Here is an 18,105-nt window from a genome sequence, read left to right on the forward strand (position 1 = left end):
GAATAGCCGTATTTGAATGGGCGAATAAAGCTGTTCTGTTATCAGGTTGCAAGAAGAAAGATATCGTGATGAAATATATTAAGTGGGTGGTTTTATTGTTTAGCCTTGTCGGAATGACTGCCTGCCGGCAGGATACTCCCCGTTTCCGTATCGGCGTAGCTCAGTGTAGCGATGATTCATGGAGGCATAAGATGAATGATGAGCTTCTTCGTGAAGCGATGTTTTATGACGGCGTGTCGGTTGAAATCCGTTCTGCCGGGGACGATAACCGCAAGCAGGTGGAAGATGTTTATTATTTTATGGATGAGGGAGTAGACCTTTTGATTATTTCAGCCAATGAGGCGGCGCCTATCACTCCGATTGTAGAAGAGGTGTACCGGAGAGGCATTCCGGTGATTACGGTCGACCGGAAAATCCTTTCGGATAAATATACGGCCTATATCGGAGCGGATAATTATGAGATTGGCCGTGCGGTAGGCAATTACCTTGCATCCCGTTTGAAGGGAAAAGGAAATATCGTGGAGCTGACGGGACTAGGCGGCTCCACTCCCGCTATGGAACGTCATCAAGGATTTATGGCTGCTATCAGCCGTTTTCCGGATATACGGCTGATTGACAAAGCGGATGCAGCCTGGGAGAGTAAACCGGCGGAAGTGGAAATGGACAGTATGCTTCGCAAGCATCCGAAGATTGATGCGGTATATGCCCATAACGACCGGATAGCTCCGGGAGCTTATCAGGCGGCTAAGAAGGCAGGGCGGGAAAAAGAAATGATTTTTGTCGGCATCGATGCCTTGCCGGGTAAAGGCAATGGATTGGAATTAGTGCTTGACAGTGTGCTGGACGCAACTTTCATCTATCCGACTAATGGCGATAAAGTGATGCAGTTGGCTATGAATATTCTGGAGAAGAAACCTTATCCTCGTGAGACAGTAATGAATACGGCGGTTGTCGATTATACCAATGCGCATATCATGCAACTTCAAACCACCCATATTTCAGAGCTGGACCGGAAAATCGAAACATTGAACGGGCGTATCGGAGGGTATCTTTCGAGAGTGGCTACCCAACAGGTTATCATGTATGGGAGTTTGCTGATTCTTTTGTTAGTGGCGGGATTATTACTTGTCGTTTATAAGTCTCTTCGTTCTAAAAACCGGTTGAACAGAGAGCTGTCTTTGCAGAAGAGACAGTTGGAAGAACAACGTGACGAGTTGGAAATGCAGCGTGACCAGTTGATTCAGCTTTCGCATCAGTTGGAAGAGGCTACTCATGCAAAATTGGTTTTCTTCACCAATATCTCCCATGATTTCCGTACTCCGTTGACGCTTGTAGCCGATCCGGTAGAGCAATTGCTGGCAGATAGAACGCTGAGCGGAGACCAGCGCCGGATGTTGATGCTGGTCCAGCGTAATGTAGACATCCTCCTGCGTCTGGTTAATCAGATATTGGACTTCCGTAAATATGAAAACGGGAAGATGGAATATACGCCTGTTCCGGTGGATATCCTTTCGTCTTTTGAAGGATGGAACGAATCTTTTCAGGCAGTTGCCCGTAAAAGGCACATCCGTTTTTCGTTTGATAGCATGCCCGATACAGACTATCATACCTTGGCGGATGTGGAAAAATTGGAACGTATTTATTTTAATCTTCTTTCAAATGCCTTTAAGTTTACTCCGGAGAATGGAAGAGTGACAGTTCGTTTGTCGGTTTTGGACAAAGAGGATAAACGGTGGTTCCGGTTTACCGTAGCCAATACGGGAAGTATGATTTCTGCAGAGCATATACGGAATATTTTTGACCGTTTTTACAAGATAGATATGCATCATGCCGGTTCGGGAATCGGATTGGCATTGGTAAAGGCTTTTGTGGAAATGCATGGAGGCGTGATTTCCGTAGAAAGCGATGAGAAACAGGGAACCGTCTTTACGGTAGACCTGCCTGTGGAAGTTTCCGAAACGTATTCGGGGGAAAAAGTCGTTCCTATGACACTTGCGCCGTCAGCCGCCATTGATGTCCCGGCAGTCGAAGAAGACGGGGAAGAAGAATATGATTCTTCCAAACCTTCCGTACTTATTATTGATGATAATGCGGATATTCGTTTATATGTCCGCAGATTGCTTTGTTCCGACTATGTGGTAATTGAAGCGGCAAACGGTTCGGAAGGCATCCGTAAAGCGATGAAATATGTTCCGGATTTGATTGTTTCCGATGTGATGATGCCGGGAATTGACGGTGTGGAATGTTGCCGCCGTTTAAAGGGCGAGCTCCAAACCTGTCATATTCCGGTGATTCTGTTGACCGCCTGTTCTTTGGACGAGCAGCGTATTCAGGGATATGACGGTGGAGCGGATTCTTACATATCCAAACCGTTCAGTTCGCAATTACTGTTGGTGCGTGTTCGTAATTTGATAGATTCCCATCGTCGTTTGAAAGAATTTTTTGGTGACGGGCAAACGTTGGCGAAAGAGAATGTCTGTGATATGGATAAGAATTTCGTAGAAAAGTTCAAAACCTTGATTGAAGAGAAAATGGGAGATTCCGGACTGAATGTAGAAGATTTGGGAAAAGAGATGGGATTAAGCCGTGTGCAGCTTTATCGTAAAATAAAGTCGTTGACGAATTATTCTCCTAATGAACTGCTCCGTATCGCCCGTTTGAAGAAAGCAGCTTCTTTGTTAGCCTCTTCGGACATGACAGTAGCGGAAATCGGATATGAAGTCGGTTTCAGCTCTCCTTCTTATTTTGCCAAATGTTATAAAGAACAGTTCGGTGAGAGTCCTACAGACCTGTTGAAAAGGAGAGGGTAGGAGAACATCGGATATTACGGTTGCAATCTTACAAGGGAGTAATCTCCGAGACAATACGGCGGGGTGTGGATAATGCCGTAGAACAGTAAATCCGGAAGTAAGTAAAGATAATGATGAAAGATTATAAAACAGATAAAGCCAGGCTTTCCGCCTCTTTTTGCCGGGAAGTATATCAGGTTGTCCGGGAAATTCCTGCGGGTAAAGTGTCTACTTACGGAGCGATTGCCGCTTTGTTGGGAGTGCCGCAATGTTCGCGTATGGTAGGACGTGTGTTGAAACAGGTCCCGAAAGAGTTGGCGTTGCCTTGCCATCGGGTAGTCAATGCGTCCGGACGTCTTGTGCCCGGTTGGGAAGAACAAAAACGGCTCTTGCTGGAAGAGAAAGTCGCTTTCAGGAAAAACGGGTATGTGGATTTGAAAAAACATCTTTGGAATTATTCAGATTCTGAATAGAGTTTGTATAAATCAGTCTGTTTCCCGTCTTTTTATTTCCATATTATATAAAACAGAGTGCTGTTATCCTCTTCTTTGCGTATTTTCTTTTAAAATAATCCTGCCAGTAGAGAAAATTGTTCCGATAATCTTCGGATTGTCAGGTAATGACATTGTACGGGCGAACCAACGGAACGCCCGATTTGTTTATTATTGTTGAGAATGACAACACGGCAAGTTGGAATAAAGTGAATATTTAATCTAAACCAATTTATTATATGAGTAAAATAGAGATAAAAGATTTGTATCTTATTTTCGGCAATGAGAAGCAGAAAGCGCTCAAAATGTTGAAAGACAATAAGAGCAAAGCGGAGATTCTTCAGAGTACCGGTTGTACGGTAGGCGTGAAAAATGCCAATCTCTCGATTAATGAAGGAGAGTTTTTTGTGATTATGGGGCTTTCCGGTAGTGGGAAGTCAACCTTGTTGAGGTGCATCAACCGTTTGATTCGTCCCACTTCGGGGCAGGTGTTAATCAACGGAGTAGATATATCCAAAGCTTCGGAAAAAGAACTGTTGCAAGTCCGGCGGAAAGAGCTGGCGATGGTTTTTCAGAATTTCGGGTTATTGCCACACCGTTCGGTACTGCATAATATCGCGTTTGGCCTTGAACTCCAGGGAGTGAAAAAAGAAGAACGCGAAAAGAAAGCGATGGAAAGTATGAAACTGGTGGGGCTGAAAGGATATGAAGACCAGATGGTGAGCGAACTTTCCGGCGGAATGCAGCAACGTGTGGGGCTTGCCCGTGCTTTAGCCAACAATCCGGAAGTGCTGTTGATGGATGAGGCTTTTTCCGCCCTTGACCCTCTGATACGGGTACAGATGCAGGATGAATTGCTTGCTTTACAGTCGAAAATGAAAAAAACAATTGTCTTTATCACCCATGACTTGAGCGAAGCAATCAAACTGGGCGACCGGATTGCCATCATGAAAGACGGTGAAGTCGTTCAGGTGGGTACTTCCGAGGAAATCCTGACCGAACCGGCGAATGACTATGTAGCCCGTTTCGTGGAAAATGTGGACAGAAGTAAGATTATAACCGCCTCTTCCCTGATGATTGACAAACCGTTGGTGGCACGTCTGAAAAAAGAAGGTCCCGAAGTGCTGATTCGTAAGATGCGTGCGAAGAACATCACCGTGTTGCCGGTAGTAGACGCCGATGATAAATTGGTGGGAGAAGTACGTTTGAAAGACCTGCTTCATTTGCGCAGCAGGCAGGAAAAGTCCATAGAGCCCGTTATACGTAAAGAAGTACATTCCGTCTTGTACGATACGGTGCTGGAAGACATCCTGCCTTTGATGACAAAGAGCAATTCACCTGTTTGGGTGATTGACGAATCACGTGAATTTCTCGGCACCATTCCCCTTTCATCCTTGATTATAGAGGTGACGGGAAAAGATAAAGACGAAATAAATGAAATAATTCAAAACGCAATAGATTTATGATAAATATAGGACAATATATAGAAATAGCCATCAACTGGATGATGGTACATTTTTCAACTTTTTTTGATGCCGTGAATGTCGGTATCGGAAGCTTTATAACAGGATTCCAGCATGTCCTTTTCGGAATCCCTTTTTATCTGACTATTCTTGTGCTTGCTGCCGTCGCATGGATAAAAGCAGGACGGGGAATAGCAATTTTTACAGTATTGGGATTGCTCCTGATATACGGCATGGGCTTTTGGGAAGCTACCATGCAGACGTTGGCCCTTGTTTTCTCATCTACCTGCCTGGCGTTGATTCTCGGTGTGCCGCTGGGAGTCTGGACGGCCAACAATAAACGTGCGAACCAGATTGTCCGCCCTATCCTGGACTTGATGCAGACTATGCCCGCTTTCGTTTATCTGATTCCCGCCGTTCTGTTCTTCGGCTTAGGGACAGTACCCGGAGTTTTTGCGACAATCATATTTGCCATGCCTCCGGTGGTACGCCTTACCGGGCTGGGAATCCGTCAGGTTCCCCAGAATGTGGTGGAAGCTTCCCGTTCGTTCGGCGCTACCCGTTGGCAATTGCTGTATAAGGTACAGCTCCCATTGGCGTTGCCTACCATTCTGACCGGAGTTAACCAGACAATAATGATGTCGCTTTCCATGGTTGTAATCGCTGCCATGATTGCTGCCGGCGGCCTGGGGGAAATTGTGTTGAAAGGAATCACCCAAATGAAAATCGGGCTTGGGTTTGAAGGCGGCATAGCCGTTGTCATTCTGGCTATAATCTTAGACCGTATCACGCAAGGGATGGCAGGCCGTAAGGATAAAAAATAAAGCGGGAGGTATAAATGCACATAAGAATATATAAGATAGCAGGAATCGTATTGTCTGCACTGCTTTTATTGGCATCGTGCGGCGGTACGGGGTCCGGTAGGAAAAAGATAAAGATAGGGTATGCTAACTGGCTGGAAGGAATAGCCATGAGCAATCTGGCTAAAGTCGTGCTGGAAGAATACGGATATGAGGTCGAATTGCAGAATGCAGACCTTGCACCTATTTTCGTATCTGTCTCCGGCAAGAATACGGATGTGTTTCTGGATACCTGGTTGCCGATAACCATGAAGGATTATTTGTCCCAATATGGAGACAGCATTGAATTTCTGGGAGAGATGTATGGCGAAGCGCGGGTAGGATTGGTGGTGCCCCGGTACGTCACCATCGATTCCATCAGTGAACTGGCAGCCAGTAAGGAACGTTTTTCTGCTGAAATTGTAGGAATTGATGCCGGTGCGGGAATTATGAAAACAACGGATAAAGCCATGTCGGCTTATGGATTGGACGGTTATACGCTGATGACTTCCAGCAGTTCGACGATGTTGGCGTCTTTGAAAAAAGCGATGGATAAAGGCAAATGGATTGTCATTACAGGTTGGACTCCTCATTGGATGTTCGACCGGTTTGATTTGAAGTTCCTGAATGACCCGAAGAAAGTGTACGGCGACCTTGAAGGGATACATGCCGTTGCATGGAAAGGTTTCAGGGAAGCGGACCCGTTTGCTGCCGGTTTTCTGGGCAATATGAAACTCACGACAGAAGAGTTGGGTTCTTTCATGACAGCAATGAAAGACGCCCGGATGGACGAAGAGGAGATAGCGCGTAAATGGCGGAATGAACATCGGCAATTGGTGGATAGCTGGATTCCGGAATCAAAAAAGTAAGGTCGGTACAATTCTTTATTCGGAATCGATTTAGACATAAGAAAAGGATTGAACATATAAAATGGAAGTCTGCTCAATGCATGACTTCCATTTTTATATCTATCAGAGTGTGATTAATTATTCAGCATAGCCACGTTTGTAGCTATTGTAACGCTATTTAGCGTTTGCTTCAGCACCTTTGAACAGTTCTTCAGCTTCTGCAGAATATTGTTTCATTGCAGGAGCGTAACGAACTCCTCCCCTCATGAAACCTTGGAATTCTTTCCAGTTCGGTTCTTTGCCATCCGATTGGAACGGATTCTTGCCTTCTTCTAAAGCCGGGTTGTAACACCACAAGCAGCAGTAATAAATTATACGTAATCTGTTGAATAACATAGAGTAATATATTATTTGCAACTAATAAACCGGTACATTTACAGGAAATACATAGAATAACAAATTAAAAACTTATCAAGATGAAAAAAAATTATGGTTTAGCTGCTTTGGTTATAGCTGTTGCTTGTTATGGCACCTATGTGACGCATAATTCAAAAAATGAATTAGCTCAGTTGACACTTCTTAATGTGGAGGCTTTGGCAAATTATGAGTTTGCTGGAGGGTTTAAACAGTGTTACATTTTTACTAGTACAACATTGTTACCGGACGAACCCGCATTGTATGTTACGTCGTGCAGTGACTGCCATACAGTAAAATCTACTACGAGTATGGGTGCTTCTACCTGTGCAGGTTCTTTTCCTAATCTACCGGGATGGTAACTTTATTATAGCCTATAGATTTATTATTCATTGAAAAATATCATTTTTTTATGCATAAAAACTGGTTCTTCGGGCTAAAACCCTCTAAATGATAGAGACAGGATTATCTACGCTTATTTATTGAATTAAGATAGTCATTTTAGAAAGAATAAATTATATGGTGAAAAATAAAACTTGTTTATTGCTTATTTATACTTTAATCATTATTGCATGCAGCGGGCAGACTTGTGCACAAAGGCAGGTATCTTCACAGGCAATGGAGACCTTTCCAGTGAAGAAATTTTTTCATGGGGAGAAAATAAGAGTAAATGAAATATTCTCTCCTGATGGAATAGAGATAAAAAAAGGAAATCTCTTTGTAACAGCTTCAAGAAACAATGATGCTATGTTATATCAATATTCACTTCCGGAATTTCATTGTGTTTATCAAGGTGGGGTTAAAGGAGGAGGAAAAGATGAATTTCAAATACCTCCCACATTGTGTAAAACTGTTTCTGATAAAGTTTATATTTGGGGATACACTCCATTTCTTATCAAATGTTTTATGTTGGATAATAACCATATGTCTTTTGAGAAAGAAATTAGACTACCTATCTCTGATGGAATAGTCAATTATATGAATGTTATCAATGATTCTTTATTTATATATAGTACGTTTCCCTATAAACTTAACATAGAGAAAGTCAATTTGAATACCATGCAGGTAACGGGACGGATTTTGATTGAGCAAAAGCAGAAGGAATTATTTTTTGATGAGAATAGAGGATATTTGGCAGCTAACGATTCTCTAATAATCTATGCATATACCTATAAAAAGCAAATAGATTTTTATCGAGTGAGCGATATGAAGCTCTGCAAAAGACTTATTGATAATACTGTAGTACCTCATATAATAGTGAATAATGTCAAAGAAACCAAATTCTGTCAGCGTGAATTAGTTGCCGGTAAGCGGTATTTCTATATAAGATGTCCTAAAAAGGAAAAGGGATGTTTTATTGAAGTTTTTGATTATTCAGGACATTCTGTTGCCAAATACGAACTGGACGTTCTATTGTATGCATTTGATGTAGATGAAGAGAACGGAATTATATATGGTTATAATAGTGATGTATTTGAAGACGGCTTTTTGAAGTACACTATCTTGTAATGCACGAATTCCCCTAGTTTGCCGGGTGAGCTGAAGCTATATTGATTAAAGATATTTTTACTCATTGTGTAAAAAAGGCGGATATCCTTGTGGATTCCGCCTTTTCTTTCTTAAAATAGCTCTTTATTCAGCACCCCAGTTTTCTTTAGCCAGGCGTTTGTAGCTGTTGTAACGCCACTTAGCGTTTTCTTCAGCAGCCTTAAACAGTTCCTCTGCTTCATTCGGGTATTGTTTCATTACGGAAGCGTAACGTACTTCACCTTTCAAGAAGTTCTGGAAGTCTTCCCAGTTAGGCTCTTTGCTATCCAGTTGGAACGGATTCTTTCCTTCTGCTTCCAAAGCCGGGTTGTAACGCCACAAGTGCCAGTAACCGCACTTAACAGCTTTTTCTTCTTCCGCCTGGCTCTTGCCCATACCGGCTTTCAGGCCGTGGTTGATACATGGAGCATAAGCGATAATCAGAGAAGGTCCGGGATATGCCTCAGCTTCGCGGAGTGCTTTCAGGGTTTGTGCCTGGTCAGCGCCCATAGCGATTTGAGCGACATATACATAACCGTAAGTGGTAGCCATCAGGCCGAGGTCTTTTTTACGTACACGTTTGCCGGCAGCGGCGAATTTGGCGATAGCGCCTACCGGAGTAGCTTTAGAAGATTGTCCTCCTGTATTGGAGTAAACTTCGGTATCCAGAACAAGAATGTTGACATCTTTGCCGGAAGCGATAACGTGGTCGAGACCGCCGTAGCCGATATCGTATGAAGCACCGTCACCGCCGATAATCCACTGGCTGCGTTTAACAAGATATTGTTTCAGTTCGGCGATTTGCTTGCAGTGATTGCATTTATCTTTGTTAGCTTCGACAATCGGAATAATCTTAGCTGCCAATTCCTTAGTCTTGTCGGCATCCAGCATATTGTTAATCCATTCGGCGAACAACTCTTTGACTTCAGCAGGAGTGCAGTCGGCTTCGATTGCTTCGTTCATCACTTTCACGATACGGGCGCGCATCTTCTCGTTAGCCAGCTCCATACCCAGACCGAATTCGCAGAAGTCCTCGAACAGGGAGTTAGCCCAAGCGGGACCATGTCCGTTTTCATTCTTGGTATAAGGAGTGGAAGGAACCGAACCGGAATAGATGGAAGAACATCCTGTAGCGTTAGCAACCATTTCGCGGTCGCCGAACAATTGGGAAATCAGTTTTACATACGGAGTCTCACCGCAACCGGAACAAGCGCCGGAGAACTCAAACAACGGAGTAGCGAACTGGGAGTTCTTAACATTAGACTTAATGTCTACCAAATGTTGTTTGCTCTTCACGTTGTTGATACAGTATTCCCAGTTGGCAGCTTCAGCCAGTTGGCTTTCAAGATGCTTCATAGTCAATGCCTTGCCGCCCTTCTTCGGATTGCCCGGACAAACATCGGCGCAGTTGCCGCAACCCAAGCAGTCAAGGACATCTACCTGCATGCGGAATGTCATGCCGTCGAATACCTTTCCTACAGCTTTCAGTTGTTCGAACTGAGCACCCTTTTGTTCTTCCGCATCGAGAACGAACGGACGGATGGCAGCGTGAGGACAAACGTAAGCACATTTATTACATTGGATACAGTTTTCAGGACTCCATTCAGGAACGAAAGCAGCTACGCCACGTTTCTCGTATTTAGCCGTTCCCTGATGCCAGGTACCGTCTTCAATACCTTTGAATGCGGATACGGGAAGCAAGTCGCCGTCTTGCGCATTGATAGGACGAACCACTTCATTGATGAATGCAGGGTCATTGTTTTCCGATTTTACGTCATCCGGCAGATTAGCCCATGCCGGGTCAACGGTCAGTTGCTTATATTCACCACCACGGTCAACGGCTGCATAGTTTTTGTTAACGACGTCTTCACCCTTCTTGCCGTAAGACTTGACGATGAATTTCTTCATCTGCTCAACAGCTTGTTCTACAGGGATAACGCCTGTGATACGGAAGAATGCAGACTGCAGGATAGTATTGGTACGATTGCCCAAACCGATTTCCAGAGCAATCTGAGTCGCGTTGATATAATAAACGGAAATGTTGTTCTGTGCGAAATATTTCTTTACTCTGTTCGGCAGGTTCTTTGCCAGTTCTTCACCTTCCCAAATCGTATTCAGCAGGAAAGAACCGTTCTTGCGCAAACCGCGGGTAACATCATACATGTGCAGGTAAGCCTGAACGTGGCAAGCTACGAAATTCGGAGTGTTTACCAGATAAGTGGAACGAATCGGAGTGTCGCCGAAACGCAAGTGGGAACAAGTGAAACCTCCGGACTTCTTGGAGTCGTAAGAGAAGTAAGCCTGGCAATGTTTGTCGGTGTTGTCACCGATGATTTTCACAGAGTTCTTGTTGGCGCCTACCGTACCGTCGGCACCCAGACCGTAGAATTTAGCCTCGAACATGCCTTCACCGCCCAAAGCGATTTCTTCTTCTTGAGGAAGAGAAGTGAAAGTGACATCGTCTACGATACCGATAGTAAAGTGGTTCTTCGGCATCGGCATAGCCAGATTCTTGAACACTGCGATAATCTGTGCGGGAGTAGTATCTTTAGAACCCAGACCGTAACGGCCGCCAACGATAACCGGAGCATTTTCTACGCCGTAGAAACAATCTTTGACATCGAGATACAACGGTTCGCCGTTAGCTCCCGGTTCTTTAGTGCGGTCGAGGACGGCAATTGTCTTGGCAGTCTTTGGAACGGCAGCCAGGAAATGCTTGGCAGAGAACGGGCGGTACAGGTGCACAGCAACCAAACCTACCTTTTCACCTTTCTCCGTCAGGTAGTCGATAGCTTCACGGGCAGCTTCGGTTACGGAACCCATTGCGATAATTACACGTTCTGCATCTTCTGCACCGTAATAGTCGAACAGACCGTATTTGCGGCCGGTAATCTTGGAAATTTCGTTCATGTATTCTTCTACGATAGCGGGAACAGCCTCATAGTAGTTGTTGCATGATTCGCGATGTTGGAAGAAGTGGTCGGGGTTTTCAGCCATACCGCGGGCTACCGGATTCATCGGATTCAGTGCGCGGGCACGGAATTCCGCCAACGCTTCCTGGTCGATTAGCGGAGCAAGGTCCTCGTTTTCCAGCATCTCGATTTTCTGGATTTCGTGAGAAGTACGGAAACCGTCAAAGAAGTTCATGAAAGGAACACGGGATTTGATGGTAGCCAGATGAGCGACACCTGCCAAATCCATAACTTCCTGTACGGAACCTTCGGCTAACATGGCAAAACCTGTCTGGCGGGCAGACATCACATCCTGATGGTCGCCGAAGATACATAAAGCGTGGCTGGCTAATGTACGGGCCGATACGTGGAATACGCAAGGCAGGAATTCACCGGCAATTTTGTACATGTTGGGAATCATCAGGAGAAGACCCTGGGAAGCAGTGTAGGTCGTTGTCAGCGCACCGGCCTGAAGAGAACCGTGAACCGCACCGGCAGCACCGCCTTCCGATTGCATTTCTTGTACCAATACCGTTTCGCCGAAGATGTTTTTACGTCCTGCAGCAGCCCACTCGTCTACGTACTCTGCCATAGTCGAAGAAGGAGTGATGGGGTAGATAGCTGCTACTTCAGAGAACATATACGAGATATGTGCCGCAGCCTGATTACCATCACAAGTGATGAATTTCTTCTGTTTAGTCATAACTAAATTAAATATTTAAGTAAATAAATCTTTTTAATATAAGAAACCGAACATCCACAGAGGAATCTGGTTAGCCCGGCCTATTTCCGCCTTTTGCAACGCATACGTCACGTCCGGGTTGTTTTTTATTTTTGTGCCTTCCGGGCAAATTTTAAACGGCATCACTTCGTCCACCATGAATGAGACGTTTTTATCTCCTTTATGTACCTTATGGTCCTTCCATAAAGAATTGACGAAGAAAGTGTCGAGTACATCCTGCTCTTCTACTTTGACCGGATAAATGGAATACATCAGGTTGGAATTATGCATCATAATCTTGGACGGTTTCTTGGGAAATTCCTCTCCCTTCGGATAAACCAGATTGATGAGGCGTGAATCCGCCAGATACTTGATGTAATTCATCACCGTGGCGCGGGATGTCTGTATGTCGCTTGCCAACTGGCTGACATTCGGAGCCTTCGGGCCGTCGACAGCCAGCAAATATAGTAATTTTTTTATCTTCGAGAGATATTTCAGCTCAATTTGTTTGATAAGCAATATGTCCACTTCCACCATCATGTTCATAGTCTTCAGCAGGTTTTCTGAGAAATTGCGTTTCTCCAGGAAGAAGGGATAGAACCCGTGATGGAGGTAATCTTGGAAGTAGTCCAGCGGACGGACTTTGGAAAGCACTCCTTTGGCAATCTGCTCATGGGTACTGAGGATTTCTTCAAGGCTGTAGGCGCGGAATTTCATTCCGGTCTGCAGGTTCAGAAACTCACGGAAAGAGAATCCGCGCAGATTATAGCTTTTCACGATATCGCGCAACTCAAGATTCTCCTCTTTCAGCCGCATTACGGACGAACCGGTGAATACGATTTTCAGATTCGGATAACGGTCGTAGCACATGCGGAGCTCTTTGCTCCATTCCGGATGCTTGAATACCTGGTCAATCAGAAGAACTTTTCCACCGCGTTTCTGAAATTCATTGGCGAAGTCCACGATGCTGTGGCCGGAGAAATAGAAGTTGTTCATGTTGATGAACAGGCAAGAACGGTCGGTCCCGAATTTCTCCTTGGCATATTGGAGAAGAAAGGTGGTTTTTCCTACACCACGTGTCCCTTTAATACCAATCAGGCGGTCGCTCCAGTCGATCTCGTCCATGAGGTCGCGGCGAACGGGGGCATTGGTGTGCTCGACAAGGTAAGCGTGTGTGCGATAGAATGATTCCATTTCAGTTCTTTGTTTTTCGGGGGGCAAATATAGTGTTTTTTTTAGGATTTGCAAAGTAGAGATGGCAAAATTGTGTATTTAATTGGAACTTTCTGTTTACAATAGCCGGGAATGGCTATTTCCTGTATATATTTGCAGAATAAAGAATTGAATCCGTTTGAAATGGCAAAAAAGGCTCTTTACATATTTAATCCGGAACATGATTTGGCGTTGGCTAGCGGTGAGACGAATTATATGGCTCCCGCTTCTGCCCGCCAGATGGCTTTAGAATTGGCTTTGCTGCCGATGTGGTATGCTGGAGAAGAGGAAATGGTACTGGCTCCTTCCGCCTATAATCTCGACCATATAAAAAAGATGAGGGAATTGCTGGGCCTTTCCGTACATCTGATGACAGAACCGGAACTTGCTTCCGGGACGGATTTGGATATCCGTCCGTGGGGATGGGACCTTGCCGTGAGGAAACGGTTGTCGGACCTGGGAGTCGGAGAGGGCAAGCTTCCTTCTGCCGGACAGTTGGACAAACTGCGTTCCTGTTCCCACCGTTCCTGTGCGGTGGAACTGTTACCCCGCCTGCGGTTGGGAGACAGCTTTTGCGGAGAGTCTTTTTATCTGAGGTTTCCCGAAGAATGGAAGTCGTTCGTAGAGTCGCATGATACTTGTCTGTTGAAAGCTCCTCTGTCCGGTAGCGGAAAAGGATTGAACTGGTGTAAAGGCATATATACTCCTTCAATTTCCGGTTGGTGTTCACGCATCGGAAATCAACAGGGAGGTGTAATCGGTGAGCCTATATATAATAAGGTGGAAGATTTCGCGATGGAATTCCGTTCTTCAGGCGGCAGGTTTCGTTTTGCCGGATATTCCCGGTTTCGTACGGGCGGGAGCGGGGCGTATGAAGGTAATCTGCTGATTTCCGATGCTGTTATCGAACGGAATCTTTCGGACTATATTCCTGTCGAAGAGGTGCATAAACTGCGCGACTGTCTTGAACGGGAATTGTCTCTCCGCTTCGGCGCTGTCTATGACGGCTATCTGGGAGTGGATATGATGGTCTGCCGCTTCCCTGAATCCCCTGTTTACCGCATTCATCCATGTGTGGAAATCAATTTGCGGATGAATATGGGAGTGGTAGCGCGTCATCTGTACGACCGTTATATATCCCCTGCCTCGGCAGGAATTTTTCAGATAAGCTATCATCCTACGGCAGGAGCGGCTTGGAGTGCGCATAAAGAAATGGAGGAGGCTTATCCTTTAAGAATAGAGAGAGGACGAATCTGTTCGGGCTATTTGCCATTGGTGCCTGTCCATAAGAAAAGCAATTACCGGGCATGGATTCTTATTTCTTCCCTTCCGCCAGCCGTTTCTCTATATTCCGGTTTCTTGGGCTGAAAATTATTCGGGCTTCCATGATTGTATATCTGCTTTTCTAAAAAGACCGGGCATGGATGAATCGTTTTTCATAGGATAGAAACTGTAGTTTCGTCTGCATGAAACTACAGTTTCCTCTACGAGGAACGATATATTCATCGGTATGAAACTATAGTTTCCTCTACGAGAAACCGGAGATTGCTACGTATGAACCGACAGGCTCCTGTATAAGAAACCGGTTGACGGAATAAGATAAGGGGTGATGATGCCGTTGCAGGGGGCTGACGCCGTTGGCGGGCTGGTTTACTTCTGGGCCGCTGTGCTCTCGTTTCCGTAACGGTCGATGGCTGTAACTGCAAAATGTTTCTTGGCCTTCCAGGGGAAAACGGGTGCGTAGGTATAACTTGTCTGCCGAATGTTCTGTGCCACGATATTTTCCGGGCGATTGATATCTACCGGATAGTCGTTTGATGCGTAAATGACGTACATCGGATTGTTACGCGAATCATTGTCGGCGGCAGCCTGCCATTTTAATTCCGTATATCCGTTGCCCGCATTCGTTATTTCCAGATTGGACGGAGCCGTAGGCGGAATGCTGTCCAACCAGGGCATGGGGGGCTGCAAAGCCGGATATGCATAGAAGTTTTCAGCTAATTCGTTGTAGACGCCTTGTATGTTTTCCATGAGATATTTCACCCGGTAATGCCCTTCACCCGCCATCTTCCGGCTACGGATGAAATTCATCTGCCGGTCTATTTCGTCGCGTGTCCATTTCCCTTCGTCGGGATGGAGGAAATAAATGCCGAGTCCCGGAATCACTTGCCGTCCGTTGCTCTGTTCCTGCCAGTCGAGTGCAAAAGGATAGAAATTATTTCCTTGGAAATACATCATCGGGTATATCTGGTCCATGATTCCTTCTCCGAGCCATCCTTGCGGGTCTTGGCAGACGGTGAAGAATGCGTTCCAGCCGCGGGAAGGGTAACGGGAAGTGTCCCGGTATTTGCCGACCGGGCAAGTACTGACCTTTACCCAGGGTTTCATGGATTTTACACCTTTATATATATAGCGTACGATTTCGGAAATATTGTCCCGTCGCCACTGTTCCGTCGTACGTCCTTTATTGTAGCGCCGGAAATCGTGTCTGTCGGGGAAAAAAGGCGCATTCTCCGGATAACGCAGGTAGTCGAAATGAACTCCGTCCACGTCATAGCGGCTTACCACTTCGCGCACGAGTCTCATCAGGTATTCTTTGGTTCCGGGATGTCCCGGATTGAGAAAATATTCGTTTTTGTAAGGTACGCAAATCTCTTTCATTCGTTTGGTAACGGACCGGTTGCCGAGTGAGGCGACGTGTTTTTTACTTCCCAGAGGTATGGTAACCATCCATGCGTGGCATTCCATTCCCCGTTTGTGACATTCTTCTATGGCGAATGCCAAGGGGTCATAACCGGGATTGCCGCCCGGCTTGCCGGTCAATATGGCATTGAACGGTTCTATGTCCGAAGGATACAGGACATCTCCGCGCGTACGCGCCTGGAACAGGACGGTATTGAAGTTGGCGGCTTTCAGTTTGTCAAGGATATCCACTAGTTCATCTTTCTGTTTCCGGATTGCAGACGGGCTTGTGGCGCGTGTTTTCGGCCAGTCCAGCCCGTACACGGTCGTCACCCATGCGGCACGGACTTCATATTTGGGTTGCGCTGTCGTAAAGAGGAAAGGAAACAAAAGTGAAAGAATGAAAATATATTGACGCATATCCTTTGTTTTTTGTTTTAAATCCCTGCAAAGTTAGTAAAAGTGTCTGTATTGTTGGGCTGTTTCATGAGATTATGTTACATTTGCCAAGCTTAAATACAACACATTATGATTACATTTACTCTATGCCTGCTTGTGTTGATAGTAGGCTATTTTACGTATGGACGCTTGATGGAACGTGTCTTTGGTCCTGACGACCGTAAAACGCCGGCTCTTACCATGGCTGACGGAGTGGACTACATCCCTTTGCCTACCTGGAAGATTTTTATGATTCAATTTCTTAATATTGCCGGACTGGGACCTATCTTCGGTGCGATAATGGGAGCGAAATTCGGAAGTTCTTCTTATCTATGGATTGTGCTCGGCAGTATTTTTGCGGGAGCGGTGCACGACTATTTTGCCGGGATGCTTTCTTTGCGTAATGGAGGTGAGAGTTTGCCGGAGATTATCGGACGTTATCTGGGTGTCACTGCGAAGCAAGTGATGAGAGGCTTCACCGTCATTCTGATGATTCTGGTAGGTTCGGTTTTTGTAGCCGGCCCGGCGGGATTATTGGCAAAGCTGACGCCGGAAAGCCTGGATACGGTTTTTTGGATTGTTGTCGTGTTTGTGTATTATATTTTGGCGACTTTGCTTCCTGTAGACAAAATTATCGGTAAGATATATCCTTTATTCGCGATTGCCTTGTTGTTCATGGCGGTGGGAATCTTGGTGATGCTCTATGTCAACCATCCGGCTTTACCGGAATTGTGGGACGGTTTGCAGAATACGAACCCGGAAGCGGACAAGCTGCCTGTTTTCCCGATTATGTTTGTGAGTATCGCATGTGGTGCCATTTCCGGTTTCCATGCTACGCAGAGCCCTTTGATGGCGCGTTGCATGACCTCGGAACGCCACGGCCGGCCGGTGTTCTACGGTGCGATGATTACCGAAGGTATCGTTGCCCTGATTTGGGCTGCCGCCGCTACTTATTTTTTCCATGAGAACGGGATGGGTGAAAGCAATGCGGCGGTGATTGTGGATTCCATCACTAAAGAGTGGTTGGGGACGGTAGGAGGGATACTTGCCGTTCTGGGAGTGATTGCCGCTCCGATTACTTCCGGTGACACGGCTTTCCGTTCCGCCCGTTTAATTGTGGCCGACTTTTTGGGAATGGAACAAAAAAGCATGCGCCGCCGTCTTTACATCTGTATTCCGATGTTTGTTGCGGCTATCGGCTTGCTTTTGTACAGTTTGCGCGATGCCGACGGTTTCAATATGGTATGGCGTTATTTTGCCTGGGCTAACCAGACATTGGCCGTGTTTACCTTATGGGCTGTGACCGTCTTTCTGACGGTATCCGGGAAACCTTATATAATTACCTTGGTTCCTGCTTTGTTTATGACGTGTGTGTGCTCCACTTATATATGTATCGCCCCTGAAGGCCTGGGATTTTCGCATGTGGTTTCTTACAGCATCGGTATCGGATGTGTGGTGATTGCGGCGGTATGGTTCTTTGCCTGGATGGGTAAACAGAAAAAAAACAGGAAATTATCAGAATGAAGAAAATAAAAAAATCGACAGGAGTTGCATTGGCATTCCTTATTTACGTGTCCGTTACGGCGGCTTATCTGCTGCCTCGTAATACGGAAGTCAGCCAGACGGAAAAATATGTGACGGTGGCGGTGTCTTATCTCATTGTTTTCCTTCTTTGGCTGGTTCTCCGTAAAAAAGAGCAGATGCGTGAACGCCGTAAAAAAGATGAGTAA

At 45.6% G+C, this 18,105-nt stretch carries 14 protein-coding genes; 10 read left to right on the forward strand and 4 right to left on the reverse strand.

Features of this window, described 5'->3' with window-relative positions:
* Positions 1-68: 68 nt before the first annotated feature.
* The 5 genes from Q5076_RS05335 (at position 69) to Q5076_RS05355 (ending at position 6,451) form a co-directional block, all read left to right on the forward strand.
* Positions 69-2,810, forward strand: coding sequence for a substrate-binding domain-containing protein (locus tag Q5076_RS05335; RefSeq protein ID WP_303011422.1), 2,742 nt, complete (start codon positions 69-71; stop codon positions 2,808-2,810).
* Between the two features lie 113 nt (positions 2,811-2,923).
* Positions 2,924-3,262, forward strand: a complete 339-nt coding sequence (locus tag Q5076_RS05340; RefSeq protein WP_303011521.1) for an MGMT family protein — start codon at positions 2,924-2,926, stop codon at positions 3,260-3,262.
* A gap of 257 nt (positions 3,263-3,519) precedes the next feature.
* A complete protein-coding gene (locus tag Q5076_RS05345) occupies positions 3,520-4,746 on the forward strand; it encodes a glycine betaine/L-proline ABC transporter ATP-binding protein (protein WP_303011423.1) in 1,227 nt (408 codons plus the stop codon).
* The gene (locus Q5076_RS05350; RefSeq protein WP_303011424.1) at positions 4,743-5,567 is read left to right on the forward strand and encodes a proline/glycine betaine ABC transporter permease; all 825 of its coding nucleotides are present in this window, start codon (positions 4,743-4,745) and stop codon (positions 5,565-5,567) included. Before Q5076_RS05345 ends, Q5076_RS05350 begins: the two co-directional genes overlap by 4 nt.
* A gap of 20 nt (positions 5,568-5,587) precedes the next feature.
* On the forward strand, positions 5,588-6,451 hold the full coding sequence (locus tag Q5076_RS05355; protein ID WP_303011524.1) for a glycine betaine ABC transporter substrate-binding protein: 864 nt from the start codon (positions 5,588-5,590) through the stop codon (positions 6,449-6,451).
* Positions 6,452-6,604: 153 nt separating this feature from the next.
* On the opposite strand, the gene Q5076_RS05360 is transcribed toward Q5076_RS05355, so the two are convergent.
* Complete coding sequence (locus Q5076_RS05360; protein WP_303011425.1) at positions 6,605-6,826, reverse strand: hypothetical protein; 222 nt, start codon at positions 6,824-6,826, stop codon at positions 6,605-6,607.
* Between the two features lie 80 nt (positions 6,827-6,906).
* Between Q5076_RS05360 and Q5076_RS05365 the strand changes: the two genes are divergently transcribed.
* Together Q5076_RS05365 and Q5076_RS05370 are read left to right on the forward strand one after the other, a co-directional pair.
* On the forward strand, positions 6,907-7,206 hold the full coding sequence (locus tag Q5076_RS05365) for an NVEALA domain-containing protein (RefSeq protein ID WP_303011426.1): 300 nt from the start codon (positions 6,907-6,909) through the stop codon (positions 7,204-7,206).
* A gap of 157 nt (positions 7,207-7,363) precedes the next feature.
* A complete protein-coding gene (locus tag Q5076_RS05370; protein ID WP_303011427.1) occupies positions 7,364-8,353 on the forward strand; it encodes a hypothetical protein in 990 nt (329 codons plus the stop codon).
* A gap of 123 nt (positions 8,354-8,476) precedes the next feature.
* On the opposite strand, the gene nifJ is transcribed toward Q5076_RS05370, so the two are convergent.
* Together nifJ and Q5076_RS05380 are read right to left on the reverse strand one after the other, a co-directional pair.
* Positions 8,477-12,025: a pyruvate:ferredoxin (flavodoxin) oxidoreductase gene (gene nifJ, locus Q5076_RS05375; protein WP_303011429.1), complete on the reverse strand. Its 3,549-nt coding sequence runs from the start codon at positions 12,023-12,025 to the stop codon at positions 8,477-8,479.
* 33 nt (positions 12,026-12,058) lie between these two features.
* The gene (locus Q5076_RS05380; RefSeq protein WP_303011431.1) at positions 12,059-13,237 is read right to left on the reverse strand and encodes an ATP-binding protein; all 1,179 of its coding nucleotides are present in this window, start codon (positions 13,235-13,237) and stop codon (positions 12,059-12,061) included.
* 162 nt (positions 13,238-13,399) lie between these two features.
* Between Q5076_RS05380 and Q5076_RS05385 the strand changes: the two genes are divergently transcribed.
* Positions 13,400-14,623 carry a hypothetical protein gene (locus Q5076_RS05385; RefSeq protein WP_303011432.1) on the forward strand — a complete coding sequence of 408 codons (1,224 nt, stop codon included), beginning with the start codon at positions 13,400-13,402 and terminating at the stop codon, positions 14,621-14,623.
* A gap of 282 nt (positions 14,624-14,905) precedes the next feature.
* On the opposite strand, the gene Q5076_RS05390 is transcribed toward Q5076_RS05385, so the two are convergent.
* Positions 14,906-16,357: a glycoside hydrolase family 10 protein gene (locus Q5076_RS05390; protein ID WP_303011433.1), complete on the reverse strand. Its 1,452-nt coding sequence runs from the start codon at positions 16,355-16,357 to the stop codon at positions 14,906-14,908.
* 108 nt (positions 16,358-16,465) lie between these two features.
* On the opposite strand from Q5076_RS05390, the gene Q5076_RS05395 reads away from it, so the two are divergent.
* Together Q5076_RS05395 and Q5076_RS05400 are read left to right on the forward strand one after the other, a co-directional pair.
* The gene (locus Q5076_RS05395; RefSeq protein WP_303011435.1) at positions 16,466-17,899 is read left to right on the forward strand and encodes a carbon starvation protein A; all 1,434 of its coding nucleotides are present in this window, start codon (positions 16,466-16,468) and stop codon (positions 17,897-17,899) included.
* On the forward strand, positions 17,896-18,105 hold the full coding sequence (locus Q5076_RS05400; RefSeq protein ID WP_303011437.1) for a hypothetical protein: 210 nt from the start codon (positions 17,896-17,898) through the stop codon (positions 18,103-18,105). The genes Q5076_RS05395 and Q5076_RS05400 overlap by 4 nt, the downstream gene beginning before the upstream one ends.

The sequence above is a fragment of the uncultured Bacteroides sp. genome (assembly GCF_958445495.1).
Classification (GTDB): Bacteria; Bacteroidota; Bacteroidia; order Bacteroidales; family Bacteroidaceae; genus Bacteroides.

Excerpts from the sequence above, each read along its gene's own strand:
- Q5076_RS05395 (WP_303011435.1), top strand. The coding sequence starts at position 16,466 with ATGATTACATTTACTCTATGCCTGCTTGTGTTGATAGTAGGCTATTTT.
- Q5076_RS05400 (WP_303011437.1), top strand. The coding sequence starts at position 17,896 with ATGAAGAAAATAAAAAAATCGACAGGAGTTGCATTGGCATTCCTTATT.
- Q5076_RS05345 (WP_303011423.1), top strand. The coding sequence starts at position 3,520 with ATGAGTAAAATAGAGATAAAAGATTTGTATCTTATTTTCGGCAATGAG.
- Q5076_RS05370 (WP_303011427.1), top strand. The coding sequence starts at position 7,364 with ATGGTGAAAAATAAAACTTGTTTATTGCTTATTTATACTTTAATCATT.
- Q5076_RS05335 (WP_303011422.1), top strand. The coding sequence starts at position 69 with ATGAAATATATTAAGTGGGTGGTTTTATTGTTTAGCCTTGTCGGAATG.
- Q5076_RS05380 (WP_303011431.1), bottom strand. The coding sequence starts at position 13,237 with ATGGAATCATTCTATCGCACACACGCTTACCTTGTCGAGCACACCAAT.
- Q5076_RS05390 (WP_303011433.1), bottom strand. The coding sequence starts at position 16,357 with ATGCGTCAATATATTTTCATTCTTTCACTTTTGTTTCCTTTCCTCTTT.
- Q5076_RS05365 (WP_303011426.1), top strand. The coding sequence starts at position 6,907 with ATGAAAAAAAATTATGGTTTAGCTGCTTTGGTTATAGCTGTTGCTTGT.
- Q5076_RS05385 (WP_303011432.1), top strand. The coding sequence starts at position 13,400 with ATGGCAAAAAAGGCTCTTTACATATTTAATCCGGAACATGATTTGGCG.
- Q5076_RS05340 (WP_303011521.1), top strand. The coding sequence starts at position 2,924 with ATGAAAGATTATAAAACAGATAAAGCCAGGCTTTCCGCCTCTTTTTGC.
- Q5076_RS05350 (WP_303011424.1), top strand. The coding sequence starts at position 4,743 with ATGATAAATATAGGACAATATATAGAAATAGCCATCAACTGGATGATG.
- Q5076_RS05360 (WP_303011425.1), bottom strand. The coding sequence starts at position 6,826 with ATGTTATTCAACAGATTACGTATAATTTATTACTGCTGCTTGTGGTGT.
- nifJ (WP_303011429.1), bottom strand. The coding sequence starts at position 12,025 with ATGACTAAACAGAAGAAATTCATCACTTGTGATGGTAATCAGGCTGCG.